This is a genomic window from Lysinibacillus sp. NPDC096382, assembly GCF_044762845.1.
In the GTDB taxonomy this organism is placed as follows: Bacteria; Bacillota; Bacilli; order Bacillales_A; family Planococcaceae; genus Lysinibacillus.
The window spans coordinates 93872-120353 of record NZ_JBIWFC010000016.1 but is presented as its reverse complement, the minus strand read 5'-3'; the positions used below and the strand labels follow the sequence as shown (position 1 = coordinate 120353).

The following is a 26482-nucleotide window of genomic DNA, read 5'->3' as shown; positions in this document are numbered from 1 at the left end:
GAAGTGGTTTTTACGGGGAATTTGTCTTTCATCGATTCGTCAATTTTGTAGACAGCTTTTCGAGCGTTTTTTGATTTCTCTTGTAAAAATTCTTTCGGTAATTTTTGATTGTAACGTGCTTTTGTATGTGTGGCATCCACAATAATCGTTTGACTGTTGATAATTTTTTTCTCCAATGCAATCTCAACTGTTTTCCCAATGAGCATGTCTAAGCTTACATCTTGGAGACGCAGCCGACGAAATTTTGTAAGTGAACTTGGATCAATGACCGGATCTTCTGGCGCCATATCCAAGAAATATTTGAATGACATATCATACTTTGAGCGCTCTACTAGGTCGACGTCTGATACATCATAAATCGCTTTTAATAATAAGTACTTAAACATGCGAATTGGAGGAATGGCATTACGTCCATTGTCTAAACAATATTTTGTTTTTAACTCTTCTAAAATGAATGAAAAATCAATAAGTTCATTGATCTGGCGAAGCATATTATCTTTTGGCACAACAATATCGTAGATCGCCATGTATGGACTTAAATGAAGGGTTTCTTGATTTGAAATCATTGGGGACACCACCTGTACATTAATTCTTTTATTATAAAGGAAAGCGCGTGACTAAAATAATAGTGTGATACATTGCGTTGTTTGGAGAAGCATCGCTCGACTCCTGCGGGAAAGCGAGACAGACGAGACCCCGCACGAAGCGAAGCGTAGGAGGAGGCTCGGCGCTCGCCCGCGGAAAGCGAGCGGAATGCTTCGGAAAACAACAGTAGCGTCACAGTGCCAAATGAAAAAAGCGAGGTATTCAACGATTTAATCGTTGAATACCTCGCAATGTGAAAAGATATAGACTTTTTCAGTGCCTTCATTTGACAATGGACGTTTTCTCTTTAGACGTTACGTTGTGGCATTATTTTGATTCCCATGATTTAGTAGAATAACTCCACCAATGATTAATGTAATGCCTATAGCTGAGTAAAGATTAAAAATATCTCCCCATACAACAATTCCCACAATGACTGTTAATGCTGTGCCTACACCGGACCAAACGGCGTACGCAAGGCTTAATGGTAGCGTTTTTAAACATAGAGATAATGAATAAAACGAAATGCCATATCCAAATGCGACAGCTACCGAGGGACCTAGAACTGTAAATGCTTCTGAAAACTTAAGCATCGTTGTTGCAAATACCTCACTGACAATGGATAACGTTAAAAATAAATACCCTTTCATTTACAAATCCCTCCTTAATGTCCGCTACCCGCAAGGTTAAGAATAACCACACCGACAATAATTAATAGAATACCGATAATTTTTTTTAGATTGAATAATTCCTTATAAAAGACTACACCGATGACCGCCGTTAGCGCCGTTCCTACTCCTGCCCATATCGCATACGAAGTGCCAATTGCTAAAGATTGTAATGTTAGAGAAAGGAAATAAAAAGCCGTTCCATATCCAACTACTACACCCACTGACGGTAGTAATCGTTTAAAGCCATTTGTAAGTTTCAACATCGAGCTAGCAAAAACTTCTGAGATAATTGAAATGAATAAAAAACCAAAAGCACTCATGTATGTTAGTCCTTCCTTGTCATGTGCATTAATTGTGCAAAGACACCGTCTGCTGCCTTAGCGGAAATCGGTGCGATATTTAATAGTTTCGAATAATACAATCCATCAATTGTTAATCGAATCAGATGAACAACGGATTCCTCCAAACCATCTTGGAACAATTCGTCAAGTAAACAGTCATAAACTGTTGAGATGGCTGAATGGTCATTTTGCATAATTTGAATCGCAATATTTAAGGATGCCCCGTTCGCAAGATCTTTTTGTGACGCGAAGATAAATGTTCTCGTCAATCTCCCTGTCCCTTGCTCAAGGCTTGCTAAATGTTCATAGGATTGTACAACCTCATTTAAAATCGTTTCAGCGATTGCTGTTTGAAGCGCATCCTTCGTCTTAAAATGATACAATAATCCACCTTTGCTAATGTTTGCTTGACTAGCTATTTTATCTAAAGTTAAAGTACTTAAATCATTGTCCTTTAAATAATCAATCGCCGTTTGGATAATATGTGAACGTTTTAAATCTGCTTTTGATGACATACAATCGCTCCCTTTTAAAATAAAAACCGTCTGGTCGGTCTTTTTCTATTTTATAACTCTTATTGCACATCGTCAATTACAATACGAAAAATTTTGGGAACTGATGCTGGATGAACTTGTGAAAACAACACGTCGGAACATAGTAACGTGGAGATTGAAGCCGAGCCCGTGGAAAGCGCCAGTTCGTAATGAAAATCTACCTATGCTTATAGCTACACCATATTTTGTATTCATTCTTTTGTCGCCAAACTAAAACCCTCTCAAATATTGAGAGGGCTCCTTAAATTTATTTCGGTAATATAAACGTTTCTTTTTTACCTTTTGAAGTATCTTCCGCTCCTTTATTTCGGATAGGACCGAATTCAATTTCAAAGGCTTTATCTTTCCAAATTTTTTCATATTGCTCTTGATCTAATACGAAAACTTGTAATAGCTCGCCAGTTTCTCCAGCTTTAATAACTTCATTATAATTGTAATTTAATAGCATACCTTCGCTTAATGAATATTGCTTACCATCATTAACTGTCAATTTTGATGACATAGATGATAAACCGATTTCACTTTTTGCTTTATTTTCTAACTTAAACTTCACTGTTAATAAAGTGACACCATTAGTGAAATTAGAGAAACGAGGAGCTTCCACTTCATTTGGTGTAAATTTTGTAAACTGATACCCTTCTAGTATAGCATTTACATCCCCTATTTTCTTACTTTCATTGATGTCGCTTTTTTCCTTTAACATCGTCTTTTCGCCCATATTGTCCATTGTTACTTTATCTTGATAAAATGACGAATTACTTGCTACTTTTTTCGAACCATTCGTAGTTAAAGCAAGATTAAATCTTCCATCTGAACCAAAAGTAGAGCCATAATTTTCTTTTTCAGTAAACGGTTTTGAAACCATAACAGTTACTGTACCAAGTTCATTGATTTTTGCTAAATCTGTTTCACCGAATGGATAAGCGATATACCCCGTTACCTCTTCACCCGCTTTTAATAAATAATCTGTTTTATAGCCTAGTTTTGTTGGTAATTGATCTTCTTCAGGAATTAAATACTTATCATTCGTATAATCTTTAGTTGCACCAGTGAATGTCGCGTCTAAAGTAGGCATGTAATACACATCTTTATCCATGTCATTTTTCACTGTATATTTAGCTAAAATGACGCCACCGTTTGTTTGTTCACCAAATGGGATATTAAAGTCTGTGTGGAAATCCTTTAATTCTACAACTGAATATGCATCAAGCGAAATTGAAACATTCTCCATTTTATGTACTTGTGGTTCATTGTTTTCAAAAAGAACTTTCGTTTTCCCTTGAGTTTCTTTTTCCATATAAGAAATTAAAGAAGCAAAGTCAGCTGAACTAGATTCTTCCTTTTGGACTTTATCTTGTCCTTTTTCCTCCTGTGTTTTCTTAGGTTCATCATCTTTTTTTGTTTCGTCCGCGCTTTTTCCACAGCCACTAAAAATAATTGAAGTTGATAAAATTAGTGAAGACATTAAAAATAAATTCTTTTTCATTTCTTCCTCCAAGACGTGTCTTTAAAGTTTTTAGGCCCAACTGTAAAAGTAAATAATAAAAGCTATTTTTTGAGCTGATACCCATTTTAATCCATTTTCATCTCCGAAACAACTTGAACTGGAAGAAATTGTACTAACGAAATAACCAGCATCCAAATATTGTCTATTGAATAATTCAATGTCATTTTCATATTACCTTTATTTACCACATCTAATCATTTTTGAGGTTGTTCCTTTTAGTAATACTTATTAATTTACTAAAACACCTGTATTTCTCTGCAGTTATCAGAGAATAAGTACAATATACCTAAGAATATAGTCACATGTGAATTCACGTATTTTTACCTTTATTGTTGCTGTCGCTTCCTTTTCATGCAAATATATTCTCTTATCGATAGGTCAAAGTTCGAGAAAAACAAAAAAGCTAGATAAAAGATAAGCATCTCTCTTCTAGCTACTTGTACCAGATGATTTTCGTCTTACAACAATCCTGCCTTTATTAAATAGTCTCGTGCCACTTCTTCTATGTTTTGGCCTTTTACATTTACTCGATAATTCAATTCGCGCATCTCATCATCTGTTATTTGATTTGACAGCTTATTTAAGGCTGTTTCAATCTCAGGATATTTTTCTAACGTTTCTTTCCTTAGTAAAGGAGCCCCTTGATAAGGTGGGAATAGTTGCTGATCATCTGCTAAAACTTGCAGATGATATTGACGTATTTCACTATCCGTTGAATAAGCATCTAATAAATCTATATTTCCTGATTCGATCGCCTGATATCTAAGCTTCGGCTCCATCGTTGTTATGTTAGAAAGTGTAATACCATAACGCTTTTGAATGCCCAAATAACCATCTTCTCGATCATTAAATTCCAATGTGAAACCGGCTTGTATCGTTTCTTGAATAGGCTTAATGTCAGAAATTGTTTGCAAATGATAAGTATCAGCCATTTGTTTCGATACTGCCAATGCATACGTATTGTTATATTTCATCGGACTAAGCATCACCATACCAAATTTATTCATCATGCCTTCTTTTGCCTGATGATAAACAGCTTCCTGATTATTATTGATGGCTTCCTCTTTTAAAAACTCTGAAATTGCCGTTCCAGTAAATTCTGGATAAATATCGATACTGCCAGATTTAAGTGCATTAAATACAAAGGAAGTTTTACCAAGTCCAGGTTTTAATTGCACCTTTAAGTCTGTTTCATTTTCAATAAGCATTTTATACATATTAATTAGAATTTCTGGCTCAGAGCCAAGCTTACCTGCAATGACAATTTCTTCTTTCTCTTTGAAGTTTAGTAATGGGAAGATTATCATTATTAATGCTACTCCACTAATAATACTTAATGCCGAAATTGTATTTTTAAACGACAGTGATTCTAGTTTTTTTAGGAAGAAATCGAACACTAATGCTAAAATCGCCGCAGGGACAGCCCCTAAAATAATAAGTGCGGTATTATTTCGGTCAATTCCAAGCAAAATGATATCCCCTAATCCCCCAGCTCCAATTAATGCCGCTAAAGTTGCCGTTCCGACGATTAATACCATAGCTGTGCGAATCCCTGCCATAATAACAGGCATAGCAAGAGGCAATTCTACTTTCACTAATCGCTTTCGCGTATTCATCCCCATCGCCATCGCAGCCTCTTTTAAAGACGGATCTACTTCGTTTATCCCAGTAAATGTATTACGTAAAATCGGAAGTAGTGCGTAAACAACTAAAGCAATAATGGCAGGTACTTTTCCGATGCCAAACAACGGAATCAACAACCCCAATAACGCCAATGAAGGAATCGTTTGTAAAACTGCACTAATACCGATAATACTTTCTGCTATTTTCTTTTTATTCGTTAAATAGATTCCTAGAGGGATAGCAATCACTACCGCAAGAAATAATGCAATGAATGAAATTTGAATATGCTCTAATAATGATGCCAATAGCTGGCCTTTTCGTTCATTAAACACACCAAAAAAGTTAGCCATTTAAATTACCTCTCTCTAAGAAATCATGTGCTAGATAACGAAGCATGGTTGCTCTCGTGACAACACCAATTATTGTCCCGTTCTCTTCCACACTTAAACATTCATATTGAGCTAATTTTTGAAGAATGGTATGCAAAGAATCCTTTGAAGAAATGGCGTTCGCTCGATTTCTTTGATGAACCTCATCAGCAATTGGTCCAAGTACAGCTTGGATATGGAAAGTCCCATACTCTTTTACCCCAACAAATTCACGAACAAAATCATTAACAGGATTGTCTATGATTTCACGTGGAGTACCAATCTGTACAATTTCTCCATCCTTCATTACACATATGCGATCACCAAGTTTTAAGGCCTCTTGCATATCATGCGAAACAAAAACGATTGTTTTTTGTATCGTTTGCTGAAGCTCGAGAAGATCATCTTGTAATTTTGTGCGGCTAATCGGATCTAAAGCACTAAAAGGCTCATCCATTAAAATGATTTCGGGATCAGCTGCTAATGCACGAACAACACCGACCCTTTGTTGTTCACCACCAGAAAGCTCTATTGGCTTACGCTGACTATATTTATCTCGTTCAAGTCCAACCATATCCAATAAATCGCCAACTCGTTGCTGGATTTGCAGTTTACCCCATTTCTTTAATTCAGGCACAACAGCTATATTTTCTTCAATCGTCATATGGGGGAAAAGTGCAATTTGTTGTAGGACATAGCCGATATTCCATCGCAATTCATGAATGTTGTAATCACTAATTCTTTTACCGTTAATGCGGATGGTTCCTTCTGTTAAATGAATTAATCGATTAATCATCTTTAATAAAGTTGTTTTTCCACAACCACTCGGTCCAATAAGAACAAAAAATTCTCCCTTATTGATCTCTAAATTAATAGCTTTTACTGCGACTTGATCATTTACATATTTTTTTGTGACATTTTCAAATGCTATCATTGTATAAGCTCCTTTTAGTAATGCGCCTCCATAATGACATACTGTTAGTTCAGAACGGACATCACCTACAACATTTGCAAAGATTACCTTGATCATTTTGGCAACAATATATATTGACTTAATGTTTTAATCTAGAAATAAACTACTATTTTTATCCTCTTCATTTCATATACGTTCAGCATAGTAGGTCTAGAACTAACTCTTTTAAAAGGGACATCAAGTTACTATATATATTTCACTAACTAAAGTCATTTCAAACTTACTTTTTTGTTTCATATCAAGACATTGGTCCTCTTGACGCTCTCCTCTATTTGTCTCATAATTTCCATAGAAAATCGTATACTGTCTTTGGGTACAAATAAATAACCTTCAATAAAGATTTCCTTTCAAAATGACTAACTTCATAAATGTTCATACTACCTAGTAATGATTGCAACTATATTTTAATTGGCCTTTCATTTCTCGATTATGCTAGAAATTAAGGAACTAAATGAGGGGGTTTTTCGTTCTATGAATGATGTACTCTATTATAGATAACTGACTTTATTTCTATTTATAACTCTGTAATAATTAGAAATATATGAACCTCGTTAATGCAAAGAAAGGAGGAAGATGTGGTAATCTACCAACATCAATGACAATGAAATACTTCATTAATTTTTTCAAAGTTCTTCTGATTACTGTTATTGTTATCTGTATTTCGTTTTTTATGGTGACACAATTTTTCAATACTCATGAAACTGAAGAGCCTGTAGTTGTCGATAATAGCCCTAGTGTAGAAGAGTTTATTGGCGCTATTGCTGAAATTGCTCGACAACAAGGTTCCGAGAATGACTTGTATGCATCGGTTATCATTGCGCAAGCGGTGTTAGAAAGTGAGCATGGACAAAGTGGCCTTGGATCCGCTCCAAATAACAATTTATTTGGTATGAAAGGCAGTTACCAAAATAACTCCGTAACATTGGAAACATCTGAGGATGATGGTTCAGGTAATATGACAAGGGTGATGGCTGCATTTCGCAAATACCCTTCCTATGAAGCTTCCATACAAGATTATGTGAAATTAATGCGTAATGGGGTTTCCTGGAACAAAAATTTCTATGCAGGCGTTTTTAAAAGCAATACGAAGTCTTATGCAGATGCTACGAAGTTTTTAACAGGCTCCTATGCAACAGATTCACAATACAATGAAAAGCTTAATGCAGTGATAGCAAAGTATGCTTTACAACAGTATGACAGTCCTGTGAAAGATAAAAAAACAATTACTGTAGCCGATGGTGACTCTCTTATGCATATTGCAGAGGCTCATAATGTTAAAGTTACATCCATTAAACAATGGAATCAGCTTCGATCTGATAGACTTGAAGCCGGTCAACAATTAAATATTTATAAATATTAATATAAAAAATCTCCATGAATAATTATAGACATGGAGATTTTTTGCTTATACTAACTTATAAATCTGTAAATCACAGTTTCTAAGTCAAAGACTCGTTTATTTAAAGCGTAAGTTCTACCTTCTACCTGCTGAGCAATTTTTTCAGTAAACTCACCTAAATTTCCGATAATATTTTTCTAAAGCTCTGCTTGTCCAATTTTAAGTTCAAAGACATCACCCTTAAGTATTTGTACATCACTTTTAAGTTCATGCACATCATCCTTAAGTATGTGTACATCACTCTTAAGTTCATGCACATCATCCTTAAGTACGTGTACATCGCTCTGAAGTTCATGCACATCATCCTTAACTACGTGTACATCACTCTTAAGTTCATGCACATCATTTTCAATTTTATCTAAGCGCAGTTCAATTCCGTCAAAACGTTTGTTCATTCCGACTAATTGATGATCCATATTTTCAAAGCGAGCGTCCATTCCATCTAGCCGTTGGTCAATTCCATCAAATCTTTGATCAATAGTCTCAAAACGTCGGTCAATTCCATCAAGTTTCTTATGCATTGGTGTTAATTCTTCTTTTAAAACGGAACGTAACAACTCTTTTAACTCTAGATTCAATTCCTATCCCCCAATCCTCTAAATTTTGATTTCATTATAGCATAATGCAAATAGGTGGTTATCTCTATCAATAATTTCCCGAGTCATCTCAAAGATTGAAAAAAGAGAAGCCACGTCAAGCTTCCCTACACTTTTTATTTAAATAAGCTGCCAACAGCGGTAATAGATGTCGCCAAATCTTTCCGATATTGTTGATGCTGTTCGTCTAGACTGTTTAAATTAACCTCGTTCCCAGCAAGCGAAGAATGTACGTAAAGGTTGTCGCCTATATATAGTGCAATATGTCCTGGGAAATATAATAAGTCTCCCTTTTGTATGTGCTCTAGAGATATTTCCTTAATAGGAAAACCTTCAACGATTTTGGCATCGCGATAAATATATACGCCGTTTAGCATATATGCCATAGAACAGAGACCTGAGCAATCAATACCTAATGGCGATTTTCCTCCCCAGCGATAGGGTGTTGCTAAATAGCTAAGCGCCGTTTGAACAACATTTTCCCGTAATTGTTGCTCAGATAAGCTGTTTTCTGGAATTTTTTCTTGTAACCATTGCCTACGTACATAACCAATCTCACCTGTCACTAATTGCACTGCTGCCCATTCAGAATCTAGCTCGCCAATAGCCGTCGAACAGATGATTGAGCCTTTAACGAGTGTCATCTTTTTCGTACTCTGAATTCGAGGCTCCTGCAAAACATCGGCGAAGCTTTGGCTAATAAAATGATTCGCTTCTTGTAGCCAGATGTCCGTTTGGGCATCATCCACTAGGAAGTTATCCTTCTGGCAATAACCTTCATAGCGATAAGTAGTTTGTATGCGGAACCAGTTCTTATCCACTACTTCCATAATTCGGACAACCATTCCATATAGTAGCTCATCCACTAATTCTGAGACTGCTTCTGGCTTTGCATGTAAATTTGCAATCATTGACGTCACAATGGCATTCACTCTATCATCTCCTTTCGCTTCACCAAATAATCATAAACAACTTTGGATATTCGACCAATTAGCTGCCTTGCTTGATCATTGTTAGTAACCTCAGTGACGAAAACGCCAATAAGATAATCCCCAGAGCTGTTGTATACAATCCCAACATCATGATCTACCGTATTAAGACCACCTGTTTTATGAGCAAATTTCACATCATCTACTAAATAACGTTTTAGTGATTCGTGTACACGTTGACGACTTAAAATACCTATCGTTACCTCACTAGAAGCTGACGATAACAAGTCCCGACGATAAATTCTTGAAAATAGCAGTGCCATATCTTTTGCCGTCGTTGTATTATCAAAGCCTTTTGCTAGTCTTTCGAAATCCATCATCTTTCGTTGAATGGTAGTTTGCAGCAGCCCAATTTGACGAAAATATCCATCCCTAGAAAATCGATTAATATATTTGTTGCTGTATTATCACTCGTAATAATCATCCATACTAAAAGCTCATAGATAGTACTTTGCTCTAAACGCTGTTCACTAATAACACTAAAATCAACCCATTCTTCTGGTGCTATCTTTATCTCTTGCTCTATTGATAGGTTGTTGCTTTCTACATAATTTAGAACAGCAAGCAATATAGGCACCTTAATTAAACTTGCACTGGAAAATGGGTATTCTAGTTTTTCGCTAATGAAAAAATGCTCCGTCTTACAATCTTTCACAAACATATGCACTTTATAGGGAGCTTTTTGAAGAATCTGTGTAATCATATGCTTCATAATTCACACCTACTCTATGACTTTTATCAACTGATTCTCCGTGTCCATTGTGATCGTTCGACCTAATGGTAGTGACATCGTTGGTAAACAGTGACCGCATGTAATGTCCTTTATAATAGGTTTATGAAGTGGACCTAAAATTTCTTGAAAAATTGTTTGTAGTGATAGGCTGCGTTCGGGATATTTTGGATTTTCAGGACCACAATTTGTCCAAGCTCCTAATAAGATACCGGCCACCTCATCTAGTTTGCCTGCCAATTTTAGCTGTGTAAGCATCCGATCCACACGTTGCTCACTTTCATCTATATCCTCTAAAAATAAGATTTTACCCCTTGTATCAATTTCATAAGGTGTCCCAAGAGATGCCGTCACTAACGTTAAGTTCCCACCAATAAGTTGCCCTGTCGCTTTGCCGGCTACAAACGTCGTCATTGTACGCCCAGGTGGATTTTCAAGACAGTAGTCCGTACGTTCTGTTGCTGTCACACTTTCGAAAAAGGACTTCCACGTATACTGATCCATCTCTGGCCGAATAAATTCTGTAGAGGGCATTGGTGTATGATACGTAACAAAGCCACAGTGTTGGTTAAAAGCGATATGTAATGCTGTTACATCGCTATAGCCAGCAAATACTTTTGGGTTGCCTTTTATCATATCGAAATCTAGAAGCGGTAAAATTTTCGTCGCCCCGTAACCTCCACGTATGCAGAAAATGCCGTCAATATTAGCGTCCCTAAACATTTGATTTACTTCAGATGCTCTTAATTCATCAGAGCCTGCTAAGTAGCCATGCCTCGCCCGACATGTTTCTCCAGCGACAACCTTAAAACCTAGCTTTTCAATACTTTGAACGGCAGGGAGAAATTTTTCAGGTGGGGTTGCACCCGAAGCACTTATTAGACCAATTGTGTCACCTTTTTTCAATGCCTTTGGACGAATCATTTGCTTACCTCCATTTTTAGTGAAGTTCGGTATCTTTCCAATTCCTCTTCATTAGCCAAGACAAAATGACCTTCTTCTATTTCGGTAAATGACGGTGGCTGAATGTCATAGTTATGCTGTGATGGATCATAGATTTCTACGACTTTATCTCGCTCCTTATAGGGATTTGGCTCAGGTACTGCCGATAATAATGCCTTTGTATAAGGATGAAGAGGATTAGCAAACAGCTTTTCCGTCTCAGCTAGTTCAACAATTTTACCTTTATAAATAACAGCAGTTCGATCCGTAATAAATCGGACTACAGATAAGTCATGCGCTATGAATAAATAGGTTAAATCATTTTGCTGCTGTAGGTTGGCTAGTAAATTTAATACTTGTGCACGAATGGATACGTCTAATGCTGAAATTGGTTCGTCCGCAATAATAAACTCTGGCTCCATTACTAGTGCACGCGCAATGCCGATCCGCTGACGCTGCCCTCCTGAAAATTCATGTGGGAAGCGACTTGAAAACTCCGGTAATAATCCTACATTTAATAAGGCATTGCGTACCTTCTGTTGACGATCAGCCTCATTTTTAAAGTTTTTTGTATTCATAAGTCCCTCTGAAATAATATAGTCTACCTTTGCGCGTTCATTTAGCGATGCCATAGGATCTTGAAAAATCATTTGGATTTTCTGTGTAATTTCTCGATCCCACTCTTTCGATATTTTGCCATTTAGTTTCTTACCGTGATACAGTATTTGTCCTTCAGTGACTTCATTGATACGCATAATAGCTCTGCCGATTGTTGTTTTTCCAGAGCCTGATTCACCCACTAAACCAAATGTTTCACCTTTTAAAATATCGAAGCTGACATCATCAATCGCTATAAATTTATTTTTGCCTCTCCCAAAAACAACCTTTAAATTTTTCACCTCAACTACTACTTCTTTACGACTCATGCGCATATCGTCTCCCTTCTTTGAAAAAGGCTTGGAGCGCTTCAGGAGGCTCTACTTTCGGTGCGAGTGGATCTAATAGCCACGTACGAGCATAATGTGTGTCACTCACCTGAAAAAATGGTGGACGTTCCACAAAATCAATCTTTAACGCATATTCATTGCGAGGAGCAAAGGCATCTCCTTTATTTTCTTGAAATAGATTTGGTGGAGTGCCTTTGATAGAATAAAGCTGCTCCCCTTTTGAGCCTAGTTGTGGTAAAGAAGAAATGAGTGCCCATGTATAAGGATGCTTGCTATTAAAGAAAATTTCATGCGTCTTCCCTATTTCGATGACATCACCTGCATACATCACTGCAATACGGTCAGCAACCTTCGCTACAACGCCTAAATCATGCGTTATATAAACGGTCGTTAGCCCATATTTTTGTTGAAGATTTTTTAAAAGCTGCAAAATTTGTGCTTGGATTGTTACGTCTAATGCAGTTGTTGGCTCATCACATATTAAGATCTTAGGCTTACACGCTAGCGCAATAGCTATTACAATTCGTTGACGCATGCCGCCTGAAAATTCGTGAGGATATTGCTTATAACGCTTTTCCACATCGTGAATGCCAACATCTTTTAACAATTTTAAAGTTTCTTCGTATGCTGCCTTGCCCTTTAAATTCTGATGTAAAAAAACACATTCCTCAATTTGCTTGCCAATCGTTTTCAGTGGATTTAATGATGTCATTGGGTCCTGTGTAACCATAGCCACTTCTTTTCCACGAATGCTTAGCCACTCCCGCTCAGTTTTAAACTGTGCTAAATCCCGTTCATTGTAGATAATTTCCCCCTGATCGATGTAGCCATTTTTATCGAGCAAGCCCATGATTGATTTCATTAGAACAGATTTTCCTGAACCTGATTCGCCAACGATTGCTAGACTTTCACCTTTGTATAAATCAAGGGAAATATTACGAATGGCCGTTAGCACTCTGCCACGAAGTGTAAATTTAATAACTAGGTTTTGAATAGTTAAAATACGTGTTTGAGTTTGTGTCACTTCCTACATCCCCTTATACGTGATTTTTCGGATCTGCTGCATCTGCAAATGAATTTCCTATAATATAAAATGCAATCGTAATGACGCTTAATACAATACTTGGGAAAATAAGCTGATATCTTAATTCTGGAGACATCATGAGTACTCGTCCTTCATTGATTAAATTTCCTAAAGACGGCTCACTAATCGGTAATCCTAATCCGATATATGTTAAAAACACTTCTGAGCCTATAGCAAATGGTATCGCTAGACTCATTCGTAACATAATGACTGAAATAAGATAGGGTAATAGGTTTTTTAAAATAATTCGATAATCAGGTGTTCCTAAACATTTTGAGGCTAAATTATACTCACGATCACGCAAAATAACAATTTGATTGCGTATAAATCTTGCCATTTCTACCCAGCCCGTAATACACATAGCAATAATAATAGTTGAAATACTTGGTCGTAAAATATAGGACATTAAAATTAGTACAATCGTTGTTGGTATGTTATCAGCGACATTGTAAAGCTGTGTAATGGGCACCTCTAATTTCCGCGAAAAACCCCAAAGTGTACCGATCGTAATACCGACGATAGCCTCTACTAAAGCAACCACACAGCCAATAAATAACGAGGTCCTTGTTCCTGCCCAAATACGTGACCATAAATCCTGCCCAATGGAATTTGTCCCAAACCAAAATTCAGCGTTTGGTGCAACATTACGTGCTTGTAGACCTGTCTGCTCATCTAAATATATTTCAGTGGGTGATTTTTGTACTGGTAAATACGGTTGTAAAATGGTAAAAGCTACGATAATTAGCACGCCAACTAATAAAAAGACAGCGATGCGATTTTTTAAGAAGGATTTCCATGTTGAACGCCAATAGGAATAATTAGAATAGGCTGTTTCTTCAGCTTGACGTTCATCTACTTCCGCAAAATCGAACAATGATTCACGTGATTTGTTTGAGATATTGTTTATTTCTTCTGAATACATCCCCATTAACGTACACTCTCCCCTTTCCCCAATTTAATGCGCGGATCAACAACGGCCATTGCAATATCACCTAAAATTAATCCGATAATTCCAAGTGAAGAGAACACAAGCACTAAGCCTTGTACAATCGTATTATCCTGTCGCTGAATGGCATCTACGAGTAAGCCCCCCATACCAGGAATAGAATATAAGGATTCAATGTAGATGGAGCCTGTAATGGTAAAAAGAATAGTTGCTGGTAAATACTGTGCCATCGGAATAAAAGCGTTTCGTAATACATGTTGAAACATTAATGTACGCTCTTTCACTCCTTTTGCTCTCGCTAGCTTTATATAATCTTTGTTTAGTTCATCCACCATGTAACGCCGCATCCACATAGCATAGGAAGCAGTCGGTGCTAACGCCATTGAAATCAGTGGTAAAATCCAAGTAATAGGATTATATTCATCGAAAAGCATTGGTAAATGAAAAATTTCTGTAATATACATTTGAATGACTAAATAATAGACGGCGGCTGGTACTGCAACGATAATGACAATATAGCCTGTCCCTAAGCGGTCCAGCCAGCGTCCCTTCATCTGGGCCATCAATATGCCGAGCGGAACTCCAATTAGAAAAGATAGCGTAACCGCCCCTAAACCAAATAACAAGGAATACATGATCTTATCTGCAATAATCGTGACGACTGGTACATCTGTCCGATATGTAACGGATTTACCTAAATCACCATGAAACAGCTTAGCGTAAAAATTTCCCAACTGTACAAGTAATGGGTCACGTAAACCTAAATTCGTTAAATATACTTCTTGTTGTGCAGGTGACATTTTATTCGCTGCTGCCCCTAAATAACCTTCTTCTGGCATTAAACGTAGTAATGAAAAAACAATCGTAATGATAATAAATAGTGTTAAAACTGATTGTAATAAACGTTTACCTATATACCTCAGCATCATTTCATCCTCCTTCTTCAGAAAGACAGAAGGAGATGCCGACTTTTTTATTTCGGTATCTCCTTCATAAATACGAACCGCTTTTGACTTTTTCTTGAATGTAGCAAAGATCCTACTATTTTCTCCATCATCTATGCCCGATCGTTTCAACTATCCATATTTGGTCATTAATTGAAGTTTTACTTTATTTCGCTACTTTAGCTAACGCCTCCGCACGTTCCTGCTCCCATTTTGCTAAAGCTTCTTTAAACTCCTCGTTACTCATTGGTTTGTCTAAAACTCGCTGACCTTTAAATTTCTCGGCAGTCACACCAAATGGTGAATATTGAGCCTCAAATGGATTTAATTTAGAGGCAACATAGCCACTTCCTCCAACTGAATAAGGGATAACAAATGCCTCATCAATTAAGAAGGCTTCCGCTTTGGCAAATAATTCATAACGTTTTGCTGTATCAATCGTCGCATTTGCTTCGTCCACTAAGTTTTGATATTTTGATTTTCCGTTTGCTTCTGTATATCCTTCAGCTAGCTCCGGTTTATTATAAGTACCGCCTGCAGTGAATGGATCCGTATACGTTGATGGGTCGGCATAGTCTGGACCCCAGTTTGCTTCAAGAAAAGCAAATTTACCAGGTTTACGAACCTCTGATAAAAAGCCTGTAGATGGTCCTGCCTCAATGATAATATCTACATAATCAGTACCTAATAGTTTTTCAATCTGCTGTTCAACGACTTGTGAACGATTTGCCCAATCTGGCATACCGGAGTTATAAGGCATCAACACTTTTACTGGGAAAGTTACTTTTCCTTCTAGCGCTTTTTTCGCTTTTTCCTTGTATTCCAATGCCTTCTCTTTGTTGAAGGAATCGTTCTTTGTAATATCAGCTAATGGTGCTAACTGTGTATAGTCAACCCCCTCCACATTGACAAAATTTTTAGGAGTGATCGTGTTGCTAAGCAAATCTTTTGGATGATAAGGTTCTAAAGTTAGCATTGCAGATTCACGGTCGAGTGCATGGAATAGAGATTTTCGGAAATCTTTATTATTGACCGCTTTCTTCCAATTTTCAGGCTCGTATTCCGCATCAAATTGCGGGTTAAAGTTTAATGCATAGAAATACGTATAGAAGTTATTTTGCGTTTGACGAATTTGTGATTTTTTCTTATCATCTTTAAACCACTCATCAATAATAGAAGTTGGAATACTCGCTGAATCGACTTCTCCTCGTAAAAACAATTCTGGTTCTACTGTAGCCGCTTCTTTATTGTATTTATAACGAATACGATCAATCAGAACTTGGTCTTTATCCCAATACGTATCGTTTTTCATAAGTACTCGCTCATTTTGCGGTTCAAATTTATCTAAAATATATGATCCGTTATAAAGGAAATTTTCACGAGTTGTACCAAAACTATCACCTTTTTCTGCTATAAACTTACCATTAACCGGGAAGAAGCAGACATAGTTCAACATAGAAAGGAAGTAAGGTGTTGGCTTTTCTAAAGTATATTCTACTGTATGTTTATCTATCGCCTTTATGCCAACCTTTGAAAAATCTGTCATATCACCGTTATAGAAGGCTTCTCCATTTTTCACGACTGTAGCAATCCAAGCTGTTGATGATTCGTTTTTTGCATCAAGGACATAATGTAAGCCATCTACAAAATCTTGAGCAACAACATCCGTATACTCTTTTCCATCATGAGTGATCCATTTTGCATCGTCACGTAGCTTGAACGTCCAAACTGTAGCATCGTCATTTGATGCCCATTCTTTGGCTACGCTTGGTTGTACAACGCCATACTTATCATACTCAATTAATCCATCAATCAAGTTCGCCGCCACAGCAAACTCATTGGTTTCAGAGGTCTTTAAGTAATTTAACGTTTTTATTTCCCCCGAATAAACAACGCGATACTCTGATTTTTTTCCACTTGAAGAATCATCACTACATGCTGCACAAATCATTACAACAAGACACACGAAAAGCAGCCAATACCTCTCCCTCATAAGCATCCCCCTAGTAATCTTATTTATCTACATAAAGTGACAGTTAAAAATCTCACTTTAGCGGAACAAAAAAAGTGAGAGATTAACTATCCATTAAGCCGTCAGTAGGGGGACGAACCCCTCCCTGATTAAAGCAACACTTTATTACGAAAATCCTAACCCAACTGCATTCGTCATCCTAATTCGATCATTTTCAAATATCGGTCCACCAACAATAGGATCTTTCAAACATAAACTAGGACCGTCTAAATCTACCATCGTGATATTTTTCTGTGATGCGGCAAAGTGTGCAGCGGCACTAACGCTAATTTTCGTCTCTAGCATACAACCAATCATGCATGGTATGTCGTTCGCCTCCGCAATGTGGCAAATTTTCTGCGCTTGATAAATGCCTCCTGTTTTCATGAGCTTAATATTAATCAAATCTGCAGCTCGCTTTTCGATAATTGTATAGGCATCTTTTGCAGAAAAAACACTTTCATCTGCCAAAATATTTGTCAATGTATTGGCCGTTACAAATTGCATCCCTCCTAAATCATGGCAATGAACAGGCTGCTCAACCAATTCAACATTTGCACCAGCATCTTCAAGTGCACCAATAATTTGTACAGCTTGCTTCGGTGTCCAGCCCTGATTCGCGTCAACCCGTAATGTTATGGCGTGTCCAACTGCATCACGAATAGCAACAACTCGCCCTACATCACCTGCTGGATCTTTCCCCACCTTAATCTTTAAAATTTGAAAACCACGCTGTACGGCGGCTATACTATCCTTCACCATTTCTTCAGCATCATTTACACTTATCGTAATATCTGTTATTAATTCTTTCCTATAGCCCCCTAATAATTTATACAGAGGTGTTTGATAGTGTTTTGCAAATAAATCATAAATTGCCATATCTACCGCAGCTTTTGCACTAGTGTTTTGATAAATACTGTTGTCAATGCGCTCCATGATTTCTGTTAATTCTTCAATATCCATTCCGATAATGGCTGGCTTAATATACTCTTCTATAGCATGAGAAATAGACCCTAGTGTTTCGCCAGTAATAGCTGCAGTCGGCGCCGCTTCACCGATGCCTATTTGCCCATCATCAGCGTGAACATAAACGGCAATGTTGTGAATGCTATGAACTGTTCTTAAAGCTGTTTTAAACGGTGTTATTAGCGGTGCCTCTACCTTCCCCACGACAATATTTTTAATTTTCATCCATTCACCTACCTTTAAGTTACTTATGTTAAGAACTGTAAAAGTCGAAGCACCTCATAAAAATCATCCGTTACGAATTCCACTGTATTATGTGGTTTAAACGTAGCATTCGGATAGAAAGAATTTCGATATGCTCGTGTATGATCACGATAAATGATTTCTACTACAAAGCGCTCTGGTAATGTCACTTGTAAATCTTCACGTGCCACCTTCATCGAATCCTCAACAAGTCGTTTCGTTTCCATAATCGTCAGCTGTGGACTCACGCTAATGGTCGCATTTCCTATCCCTTCTTTCGTGGCAAAGGTGATGATGCTATCATTAATAGATTGAATTTCCTCTGTTAACCCCACATCTCCACTGACAAACGAAACGGGAACACCATGTAAAGCAGCCGCGTACGTATTAATTAAAAATTCACTTGCATATTCACCATTAATTTTCACATCAGCAAAAACACAAAGCGTATGTGCTAAAGGGTTACGCGCGCTTCCTCCTTTACTGTGATAGCCAATAAAAATGGCGCGATCAAAGCTCTTATCAAGTCCTGCAACCATACACATCGGGTCATATGTCCACCCACGAATAACCTTGCAATTTACTGGTAGATTAGAAATATCAAGATTACGTGCTGAATCATGAGCATCCTTTAATAAAATTTCTGTCGCTCCACCAAGAATAGCCCCCTCTATAGCGGCTTCTACTTCCTTTGTCATTTGCTTTTGGAAAAACTGATAATCTGGCGCGTTTAGCTCCGTCTCACTCCAAGCTGTTGTGCCAGTAATCCCTTCAATATCTGCACTAATATAGACCTTCATAGCAATCGAAACTCCTTTACTTTATTGTCTTGAATTTTTGCTTCCACAGCTCCATAACTAGCTTCTTGTGCACCTACACGTCCGGTCCATGAAACATTATTTAAATCGTAATGCCACCATTCCTCCGAATAATTCGTAAACCCAACCATTGTCATACAGTTAAATAGAAGACGTCGATGAACACAGGCTTCCCAATCTTCCTCTGGATGTTGTTCAAAATAACGTGTCGCAGACTTTTCACTGATTTCATCAAAAGCCGTACCTAAATTTAAAGCGTTACCATCTAAATCACCTAGTGTCACATCAATCGCTCCACCTGTTAAATGAGGAGCAAGATGAGCATGTTCAATGCTAGGAAACGCAACATACTTTCTCGTTTCTCTTTCAATCTCTTGCTCAGTAAAATGCGGAAAACTCTGTGCGATTTGCTTTGAAAAACTCGTAAACAAAAATTGCTGCACTTGGAACGGCCGATAGCCATCATATAAAATAAGGCTATAATTTTTAGACAATAATAATAGCGCTTGTGTTAATCGCTCATACACACCCTGACGTACATAAATCGCTTGTAAACTGTTTGGTATTTTTTGATGATAGTAAATGGGATTAACAAAAATCCTCGAATGTTCTTCTCCGATTTGAATGAATGGCTCTCCATTTTCACGAATTGCTGGCGTTGAGTCCCTCATTGAAGTTTTATTTACTTCAATGGGATAAAAAATAGCGTCATGTATAGTACACACCTCCACTTTCAGATTTCGATAAATTTTTGGATAATTCAGTTTTTAATGAATGTATCATACCTTATATTTATTGACTAGATAAAAACAGAAATATTACAGAGTACTAGCTATTCTCTGCGTTTCAAACAACATTCATCAATTGATTTATGCAAGAAGTCGAACGTCAACGTTTCTTCACCTATTAGGAATTTTATTCACAAATGGGATAGAAGATTACCGAAAGATAATAAAAAATGGCGAATTAAACTCAGACTTATTCGGTTATAAAAAACCTCCATTTTGATATTGATCAAAATGGAGGTAAACTCTTCTAGATATTTCTACTAAACAGGCGAACTAAATGTATTTTTATTTTATTTCACGCACTAAAATGACGTTTCATTTACTGAAGAACGAATATGACATTGAATAATTTTATTATTAAACCTTCTTGCTGGATATAAAGTTAAAATTGATAAGCTTCAACTTTATGTCCATTTCGACCTATTGTAGTCTGTGCCTGTGAAAGTGAATTTAAAATGGCTTCCTCGGTTGCTTCTGCAGCTGCTGCAAATAATTGATTCATAATAGGATGATCCTCACGTAGTTGTATACGTGTTTCGACGAGCTGATCTGATTGATGAGCGATACGATGTGCTGTTGTAAAGCCAATGACTATATCTCCACTGCCATGTGAAAAGTGACTGCCTGTACGTCCAAGACCAATGCCACAGCGTTTAATGACACGTGTCAGTTGACGATTACTAAGCGGGGCATCTGTGGCAAGTACGATGATAATGGAGCCATCTGTTGGAGACAATGTCGATTCGCTATGACCGTTAGTAGCAACATATTGGTGTGCTAAAAACTCAGAGCTTTGCCCGAAATTACTGAGGACCATACAGCCTACCATATAGTTCGTTGACCCATGTATCACAATTCGAGAAGATGAGCCAATCCCACCTTTATAGCCAAAGCACATCATTCCTTTTCCAGCACCAACTGCCCCTTCCTCTACAGTTTCAGTTGATGCCTTGCGAATCGCTTCCAAAGCATGCTTAGGTGTAATGAGACATTCCCGAATAGAATTTAAATAACTATCGTTACATTCCCCAACAACGATATTAATAGTTCCTGTTGAAAGACCTATTTCACTATTCGTATCTAGCATAAATTGCAGCGTTCCCTGTGTTACAGCTGGAACGCCAAATGTATTCGTTAACATAATTGGTGATTCAATAACCCCAAGCTCATTTACCTGCACGAGCCCTGTCGTTTTTCCAAAACCGTTTAACACATAGCTTGCAGCAGTAACCTTTTGCTGAAATAAATTGCCTTCATGCGGTAAAATCGCAGTTACTCCTGTACAAGCATGCGCGCCGTCTTGATTCATTTTCTCATCAAGTGTTACATGCCCTACACGCACGCCAGCTACATCAGTAATACAATTTTTCTCACCAGTAGATAATGTGCCAATGACGATTCCCATTTCTCGTACTTTTGGCATATTAGTCCTCCTTATGAATCGCCAAATTTACAGCAGCCTGTGCATGTAAAACTGTTGTATCAAAAATAGGTACGTTCACATCTTCTTGTTTAATAAGTAATCCAATCTCTGTACAGCCTAATATAATTCCTTGTGCGCCTGCTTGCACAAGATTCTCTATCACCTGTAAATAATAGTCCTTCGACGCTTGTTCAATTCGACCCAAGCATAATTCTTCATAGATGATACGATTAACCTCAGCGCGCTCCTCAGCAAGCGGAACAAGCACTTCAATGTCAAATCCCTCTATTCTAGCTCGATAGAAATCTTGCTCCATCGTGTACTTTGTTCCAAGAAGGGCCACTTTCTGTAAACTAGCTTTTTCTATTTGATTTGCTGTCGCATCAGCTATATGTAAAATTGGAATGGTGATTTTTGCCGTTATGATATCAATAACCTTGTGCATTGTATTTGTACAAATAACAATAAAATCTGCCCCTGCACTCTCCAGAGATTGCGCTGCCTCTGCAAGAACTTGCCCGGCCTTTTCCCACGCTCCCTCAGCTTGATAATGCTCAATTTCTTGAAAATCTACACTATATAAAATACATTTTGCTGAATGCAAGCCTCCTAATTGTAGCTTTACCTCTTCATTCATCAGACGATAATACTCTGCAGAAGACTCCCAGCTCATACCGCCAATCATACCAATTGTTTTCACGCATAATCCTCCTTTAATTTTACCATTATACTAATCATTCTATACTAAATAAGGAAATTTTCAAAAAGTTTTCAAACCTCTCTTTTCAAAATAGCCACTATCTAATTAATAAGATGGGTATAGAAGCAACAACAACATTTATACTAATAAAAAGTAAATACACAAAATCAATTAAATCACTATGATTAATACAACGATAGATGGAAACTTAGGGAATAAAAAAGTGACAATTCTTGCAACTATCCTAATCATCATATCCATCAGCAGAAAATGCCAATATAAAAAAATAAAATGCCATACGTAAGCTCCTTTTATTACAACATGCATTTTTCTTTTGCATCATTATATTATTTTCTCGCTGTAAAGTTTCGACAAATGGTTCATCACCATAATCTTTTTCTATTCTAAGTATAAATAAGTCCTTCGCTGTACTTGCATTTTCAACTATTGGAAAAATATTTAGTAATAAAATCGTTTTCTAAAATTCAGTATTTTCAAAAAGTGGATATATTACAAAAAAACAGTGTAAACTGAAGCGTATTGAGATTGGAGGTAAACAAAATGGAATGGATATCGAATATTATAAATGAGACTAATAGTATTTTATGGACATATTTCATTATCACACTATTATTAGCTGCAGGGTTATATTTTTCCTTTGGCACAAAGTTTGTTCAAATTCGACTTTTCCCTGAAATGTTTCGTTTAATAGTGGAAAAAAGAGATGGAGACTCAGGTGTTTCTCCGTTCCAAGCCTTCACGATTAGCGCAGCATCGCGTGTAGGTACTGGGAATATTACAGGCGTTGCATTAGCAATCGGAGTAGGTGGACCAGGAGCAGTATTTTGGATGTGGATTATCGCCGTATTAGGAATGGCGACTGCCTTTATTGAAAGTACGCTTGCACAGGTGTACAAAGTAAAGGATGGCGATACGTTCCGTGGTGGACCAGCCTATTATATGGAAAAAGCATTAGGCAAACGAAAATTAGGGATCATTTTTAGTATTCTTTTAACGTTAAGCTTTGGCTTTATTTTTAATGCTGTACAATCGAATACGATTGCAACTTCTGTTGGTGAGGCATTCCATATTAAACCTTATATCATTGGTATTATGTTAGTTGTGTTAACGGCCATGATTATTTTTGGTGGCGTACATAGAATTGTAAAAGTTACGCAAGTACTTGTACCCGTGATGGCAGTTTTCTATTTAGCTGTAGCCCTTTTTGTTGTTGTGACAAATCTGTCTGAAATACCTGCCGTTTTCAAGCTGATTTTCACAGAAGCGTTTGGTCTTCAAGAAGCAGCTGGTGGAGCAATCGGAACTGCTATTATGCAGGGCGTACGCCGTGGTTTATTTTCAAATGAAGCCGGTATGGGTAGTGTACCAAATGCCGCAGCTACAGCAAATACGTCACACCCTGCAAAGCAAGGATTAGTGCAAAGCTTAGGTGTATTCTTTGATACAATTATGATTTGTTCTGCAACAGCGTTTATCATTATTTTAGCGGGTCTATATAATACAGGTGAAAGCGATGGAATTATTCTTACACAAAATTCCTTAGCTGTACATGTAGGTTCATGGGCTCCTTACTTTATCGCTATTGCTATTATTTTCTTTGCCTTTAGCTCCATCGTAGGAAATTACTATTACGGTGAATCTAATATTGAGTTTATGAATGCGCATAAAGGCTGGATGTTTGGCTACCGTATTTTAGTTCTTGTTATGGTGATGTTTGGTTCTCTTGCACAGGTACAGCTTGTTTGGAACTTAGCCGATCTGTTCATGGGACTAATGGCTATAATCAATATTACAATCATTATATTACTTGGTAAAATTGCCTTCCTCGTGTTAGACGACTTTACAAAGCAAAAGAAAAACGGCAAAAACCCTGTATTTTATGCAAAATCAATCCCAACATTGAAAAATACTGATTGCTGGGAAGAAGATCGATAATTATTGACAAACGCCATTCCTCTTTTGAGGAATGGCGTTTTTTGTTATGTCTGATACTAATCAATTATGTCTCGGTATAATGCCGTCCACAATCGCCTGCAAATGTTTTTTGCGCGAAAGCGTAGTGCTATCGCAGCGGCAGCAACGTGTTTTGTGCAAAAGCGAAGCAGCAGCGGCAACAGCACCGAGGTTGGTCACTCAGGCATTTTCACAGGATGTGAAGTTTTAGCCTGAGTTCCTTTATTTCAGCGGGTGTTTGGACACCCCCGCATTCATCTCACCACATATTTAGGTGGAAGACTTTTGTAACTGTCGTTTCACTTACGTTACAAAAGCCAATTTGCTGAAAGAAGTTAATATTTAAATTGACTAATTAGCTGCTTTAGCTCATCTGCCATATGCGCAAGAGCTTGTGCAGAAGCATTAATTTCTTCCATTGAAGCTAATTGTTCCTCTGTAGACGCTGCAACGTCCTCTGAAGCAGTTGCATTTCCTTGTGCAGAGAATGCTAAATCCTCCGTAACAGCTGTCACCTCTTGTATACTTGCTGACATTTGTTCAGATGCAGAAGATACCTCTTCCATTTTAGGAGTAATTTTATCCATACTCGACTTAATCACTTGGAACTTCGTGATAGCTTCGTCTGATACATGTAGTCCGTTTTGAACATCCTCTGTAACTTTTGCCATGATGTTTACGGATTGTTCGGTTTCTAACTGGATGCCATGGATTAACTCGAAAATTTGTTGTGCAGATTTCTGTGATTGCTCCGCCAACTTTCTAACTTCATCAGCAACGACTGCAAAGCCTTTTCCGTGCTCTCCTGCTCTTGCTGCCTCAATTGCTGCATTAAGAGCCAGTAAGTTCGTTTGATCTGCAATGCTTGTAATAACATCTAAAATAGACGTAATTTGCTTAGAGCGTTCATGTAATGTTTGAATTTTCGTATTTGAATCGGTCACTGATAAATGAATAGAGTGCATTTGATCTTTTGTATCTCGAACTGCCTTTCCACCTTCATCTGCCTGTAGCGTTGCATGCTGTGAGAGATCCGTCACGGTAGAAGAGATCTCCGCGATATGAAGAATAGCCTTCGAAAGCTCCTGTAACGATTCTGCATTCTTATTGGCACTCGTCGTTTGCGTATCAGCGCTCGTCGCAACATCTTGAATCGAAATGGCCACTTTTTCTGTAGCAATGCTCGTTTGGTTAGCATTGGCTGTTAACTCTTCTGCCGACGAAGCTACCTCTTCGGCATTTTGTTCAATTTTTTGAATAAGAGTTCTTAAACTGTCTTGCATATCGTTAAAGGCTTGCCCTAGCTGTCCAATCTCGTCATGAGATTTTACCGTCACTTTTTCAGTTAAATCACCATTACTGATGGTTACTGCACTATCCTTGAGCGCTTTAATCGGTTTTATAATTGCCTTCATGACAAAGAAGAATACAATCCCACTGATTACAATTGCAGCGATTAGTACAAGAAACGTTTTATACAAAATAGATGATGCTGATTGGTCAATTTCCTTCGCAAAAATTGTCCCTGTGATTTTCCAATTTGTCAGTTCATTCGTTGTAAAGAACAGAGTTCGGTCATCACCGTCAAAGACATAATCATACGTGCCCGATTTGCTGTCGTACATTTTGTCCATGAAGCTTTCTTTTATTTCGCTACCCGGTTCAATAGTCGGATGTGAAATAACCAATTTATCTTCATCAAAAATAGAAGGATATCCATTTTTTCCAATACTAATGGAACTGGATATTTTTTGGATATTTGTCAATTTTATATCAATAGCAACTACCCCAGACTGATCTTTTACTTGACGAGCAATGGTTACGACCATATCTCCAGTACCAGCATCAATATAAGGTTTCGTAATTAAAACTTCTCCCTTTAATGCTGTAGCCTTTTTATACCAGTCTCGTTCCAAAAGATTATAATCAGCGCTATTCGATTTTGGTTCTAGAAATAATGAGCCCTCATTTGATCCAAGATAAATGCTCAGAACATCCGGATGTAGCTTTATATATTGTTGAAATTTTGTATGTACTGCAGATCCCTGCTGTTTATACATAGAAGAATCTATTTCCTCGCTAAACACATTGATGTCGTTTTCTTTTTCGCTAATTGTTTTATCAATTAACGTATTTAAAATATTTACACTTTCATTCGCACTAAAAAGTATTTCTTCTTTTATCGAATTTTTTGCTGAAAGATACGATAAGCTTCCTACAGAAATAACTGGGATTAGTAAGATAAGAGCAAATAATGTGTAGAGCTTACCCTTAAAGCTTCCAAATAATCGTTTCATGCAATAGCTCTCCTTTTGTTTTCACAAGTTTTTAAAATATGTTTTATCCGATTCAGTTTCAAA

At 37.3% G+C, this 26482-nt stretch carries 23 protein-coding genes and 1 pseudogene; 2 read left to right on the top strand and 22 right to left on the bottom strand.

Translation table 11 applies throughout. From position 1 onward, the window contains the following. From ACIQZA_RS19465 to ACIQZA_RS19435, 7 genes are all read right to left on the bottom strand, one after another. A partial coding sequence (locus ACIQZA_RS19465; RefSeq protein WP_403009951.1) for a transposase occupies positions 1 to 566 on the bottom strand: 566 nt, incomplete at its 3' end. A gap of 333 nt (positions 567 to 899) precedes the next feature. Then, complete coding sequence (locus ACIQZA_RS19460) at positions 900 to 1235, bottom strand: DMT family transporter (RefSeq protein ID WP_402883374.1); 336 nt, start codon at positions 1233 to 1235, stop codon at positions 900 to 902. 14 nt (positions 1236 to 1249) lie between these two features. Next, entirely contained in the window at positions 1250 to 1576 is a 327-nt protein-coding gene (locus ACIQZA_RS19455; protein ID WP_402883376.1) for a DMT family transporter, read from the bottom strand. Positions 1577 to 1581: 5 nt separating this feature from the next. Further along, positions 1582 to 2112, bottom strand: a complete 531-nt coding sequence (locus ACIQZA_RS19450) for a TetR/AcrR family transcriptional regulator (RefSeq protein ID WP_402883377.1) — start codon at positions 2110 to 2112, stop codon at positions 1582 to 1584. A gap of 286 nt (positions 2113 to 2398) precedes the next feature. Next, complete coding sequence (locus tag ACIQZA_RS19445) at positions 2399 to 3637, bottom strand: DUF5068 domain-containing protein (protein ID WP_400935717.1); 1239 nt, start codon at positions 3635 to 3637, stop codon at positions 2399 to 2401. A gap of 479 nt (positions 3638 to 4116) precedes the next feature. Beyond that, the gene (locus ACIQZA_RS19440) at positions 4117 to 5631 is read right to left on the bottom strand and encodes an ABC transporter permease/substrate-binding protein (protein WP_402883378.1); all 1515 of its coding nucleotides are present in this window, start codon (positions 5629 to 5631) and stop codon (positions 4117 to 4119) included. Beyond that, entirely contained in the window at positions 5624 to 6583 is a 960-nt protein-coding gene (locus ACIQZA_RS19435; protein ID WP_402883380.1) for an ABC transporter ATP-binding protein, read from the bottom strand. The genes ACIQZA_RS19440 and ACIQZA_RS19435 overlap by 8 nt, the downstream gene beginning before the upstream one ends. A gap of 580 nt (positions 6584 to 7163) precedes the next feature. Between ACIQZA_RS19435 and ACIQZA_RS19430 the strand changes: the two genes are divergently transcribed. After that, positions 7164 to 7982 carry a glucosaminidase domain-containing protein gene (locus tag ACIQZA_RS19430; RefSeq protein WP_400935723.1) on the top strand — a complete coding sequence of 273 codons (819 nt, stop codon included), beginning with the start codon at positions 7164 to 7166 and terminating at the stop codon, positions 7980 to 7982. Between the two features lie 176 nt (positions 7983 to 8158). Here ACIQZA_RS19430 and ACIQZA_RS19425 read toward each other — a convergent pair whose 3' ends face one another. The 14 genes and pseudogenes from ACIQZA_RS19425 to ACIQZA_RS19360 form a co-directional block, all read right to left on the bottom strand. Then, a complete protein-coding gene (locus ACIQZA_RS19425; protein WP_402883382.1) occupies positions 8159 to 8599 on the bottom strand; it encodes a hypothetical protein in 441 nt (146 codons plus the stop codon). A gap of 134 nt (positions 8600 to 8733) precedes the next feature. Beyond that, on the bottom strand, positions 8734 to 9549 hold the full coding sequence (locus tag ACIQZA_RS19420) for a C40 family peptidase (RefSeq protein ID WP_400935727.1): 816 nt from the start codon (positions 9547 to 9549) through the stop codon (positions 8734 to 8736). Then, positions 9546 to 10267, bottom strand: a pseudogene (locus ACIQZA_RS19415) (serine hydrolase). The gene ACIQZA_RS19420 and the pseudogene ACIQZA_RS19415 overlap by 4 nt, the downstream one beginning before the upstream one ends. A 60-nt stretch (positions 10268 to 10327) precedes the next feature. Further along, positions 10328 to 11260, bottom strand: coding sequence for a S66 peptidase family protein (locus ACIQZA_RS19410; RefSeq protein ID WP_400935729.1), 933 nt, complete (start codon positions 11258 to 11260; stop codon positions 10328 to 10330). Continuing rightward, the gene (locus ACIQZA_RS19405) at positions 11257 to 12204 is read right to left on the bottom strand and encodes an ATP-binding cassette domain-containing protein (RefSeq protein WP_402883384.1); all 948 of its coding nucleotides are present in this window, start codon (positions 12202 to 12204) and stop codon (positions 11257 to 11259) included. The genes ACIQZA_RS19410 and ACIQZA_RS19405 overlap by 4 nt, the downstream gene beginning before the upstream one ends. Continuing rightward, positions 12194 to 13249 (bottom strand): ABC transporter ATP-binding protein, encoded by a 1056-nt coding sequence (locus tag ACIQZA_RS19400; RefSeq protein ID WP_402883385.1) that lies wholly within the window; start codon positions 13247 to 13249, stop codon positions 12194 to 12196. The genes ACIQZA_RS19405 and ACIQZA_RS19400 overlap by 11 nt, the downstream gene beginning before the upstream one ends. A gap of 13 nt (positions 13250 to 13262) precedes the next feature. Then, positions 13263 to 14237 carry an ABC transporter permease gene (locus ACIQZA_RS19395; protein ID WP_400935735.1) on the bottom strand — a complete coding sequence of 325 codons (975 nt, stop codon included), beginning with the start codon at positions 14235 to 14237 and terminating at the stop codon, positions 13263 to 13265. Next, a complete protein-coding gene (locus tag ACIQZA_RS19390; RefSeq protein WP_402883386.1) occupies positions 14237 to 15184 on the bottom strand; it encodes an ABC transporter permease in 948 nt (315 codons plus the stop codon). The genes ACIQZA_RS19395 and ACIQZA_RS19390 overlap by 1 nt, the downstream gene beginning before the upstream one ends. 181 nt (positions 15185 to 15365) lie before the next feature. Next, the gene (locus tag ACIQZA_RS19385) at positions 15366 to 17192 is read right to left on the bottom strand and encodes a peptide ABC transporter substrate-binding protein (RefSeq protein ID WP_402883388.1); all 1827 of its coding nucleotides are present in this window, start codon (positions 17190 to 17192) and stop codon (positions 15366 to 15368) included. Between the two features lie 144 nt (positions 17193 to 17336). After that, positions 17337 to 18401 carry a dipeptide epimerase gene (locus ACIQZA_RS19380; protein ID WP_402883390.1) on the bottom strand — a complete coding sequence of 355 codons (1065 nt, stop codon included), beginning with the start codon at positions 18399 to 18401 and terminating at the stop codon, positions 17337 to 17339. Between the two features lie 23 nt (positions 18402 to 18424). Next, positions 18425 to 19219 (bottom strand): M55 family metallopeptidase, encoded by a 795-nt coding sequence (locus ACIQZA_RS19375; RefSeq protein ID WP_402883391.1) that lies wholly within the window; start codon positions 19217 to 19219, stop codon positions 18425 to 18427. Continuing rightward, a complete protein-coding gene (locus ACIQZA_RS19370) occupies positions 19216 to 19962 on the bottom strand; it encodes a M15 family metallopeptidase (RefSeq protein ID WP_402883393.1) in 747 nt (248 codons plus the stop codon). The genes ACIQZA_RS19375 and ACIQZA_RS19370 overlap by 4 nt, the downstream gene beginning before the upstream one ends. A 445-nt stretch (positions 19963 to 20407) precedes the next feature. After that, a complete protein-coding gene (locus ACIQZA_RS19365; RefSeq protein ID WP_402883395.1) occupies positions 20408 to 21448 on the bottom strand; it encodes a DmpA family aminopeptidase in 1041 nt (346 codons plus the stop codon). A gap of 1 nt (position 21449) precedes the next feature. Beyond that, positions 21450 to 22148 (bottom strand): aspartate/glutamate racemase family protein, encoded by a 699-nt coding sequence (locus ACIQZA_RS19360; protein WP_402883396.1) that lies wholly within the window; start codon positions 22146 to 22148, stop codon positions 21450 to 21452. A 561-nt stretch (positions 22149 to 22709) separates the two neighbouring features. Here ACIQZA_RS19360 and ACIQZA_RS19355 point away from each other — a divergent pair. Continuing rightward, complete coding sequence (locus ACIQZA_RS19355) at positions 22710 to 24104, top strand: alanine/glycine:cation symporter family protein (protein ID WP_402883397.1); 1395 nt, start codon at positions 22710 to 22712, stop codon at positions 24102 to 24104. 353 nt (positions 24105 to 24457) lie between these two features. Here ACIQZA_RS19355 and ACIQZA_RS19350 read toward each other — a convergent pair whose 3' ends face one another. Then, positions 24458 to 26419, bottom strand: a complete 1962-nt coding sequence (locus ACIQZA_RS19350; RefSeq protein WP_402883399.1) for a methyl-accepting chemotaxis protein — start codon at positions 26417 to 26419, stop codon at positions 24458 to 24460. Positions 26420 to 26482 lie beyond the last annotated feature (63 nt).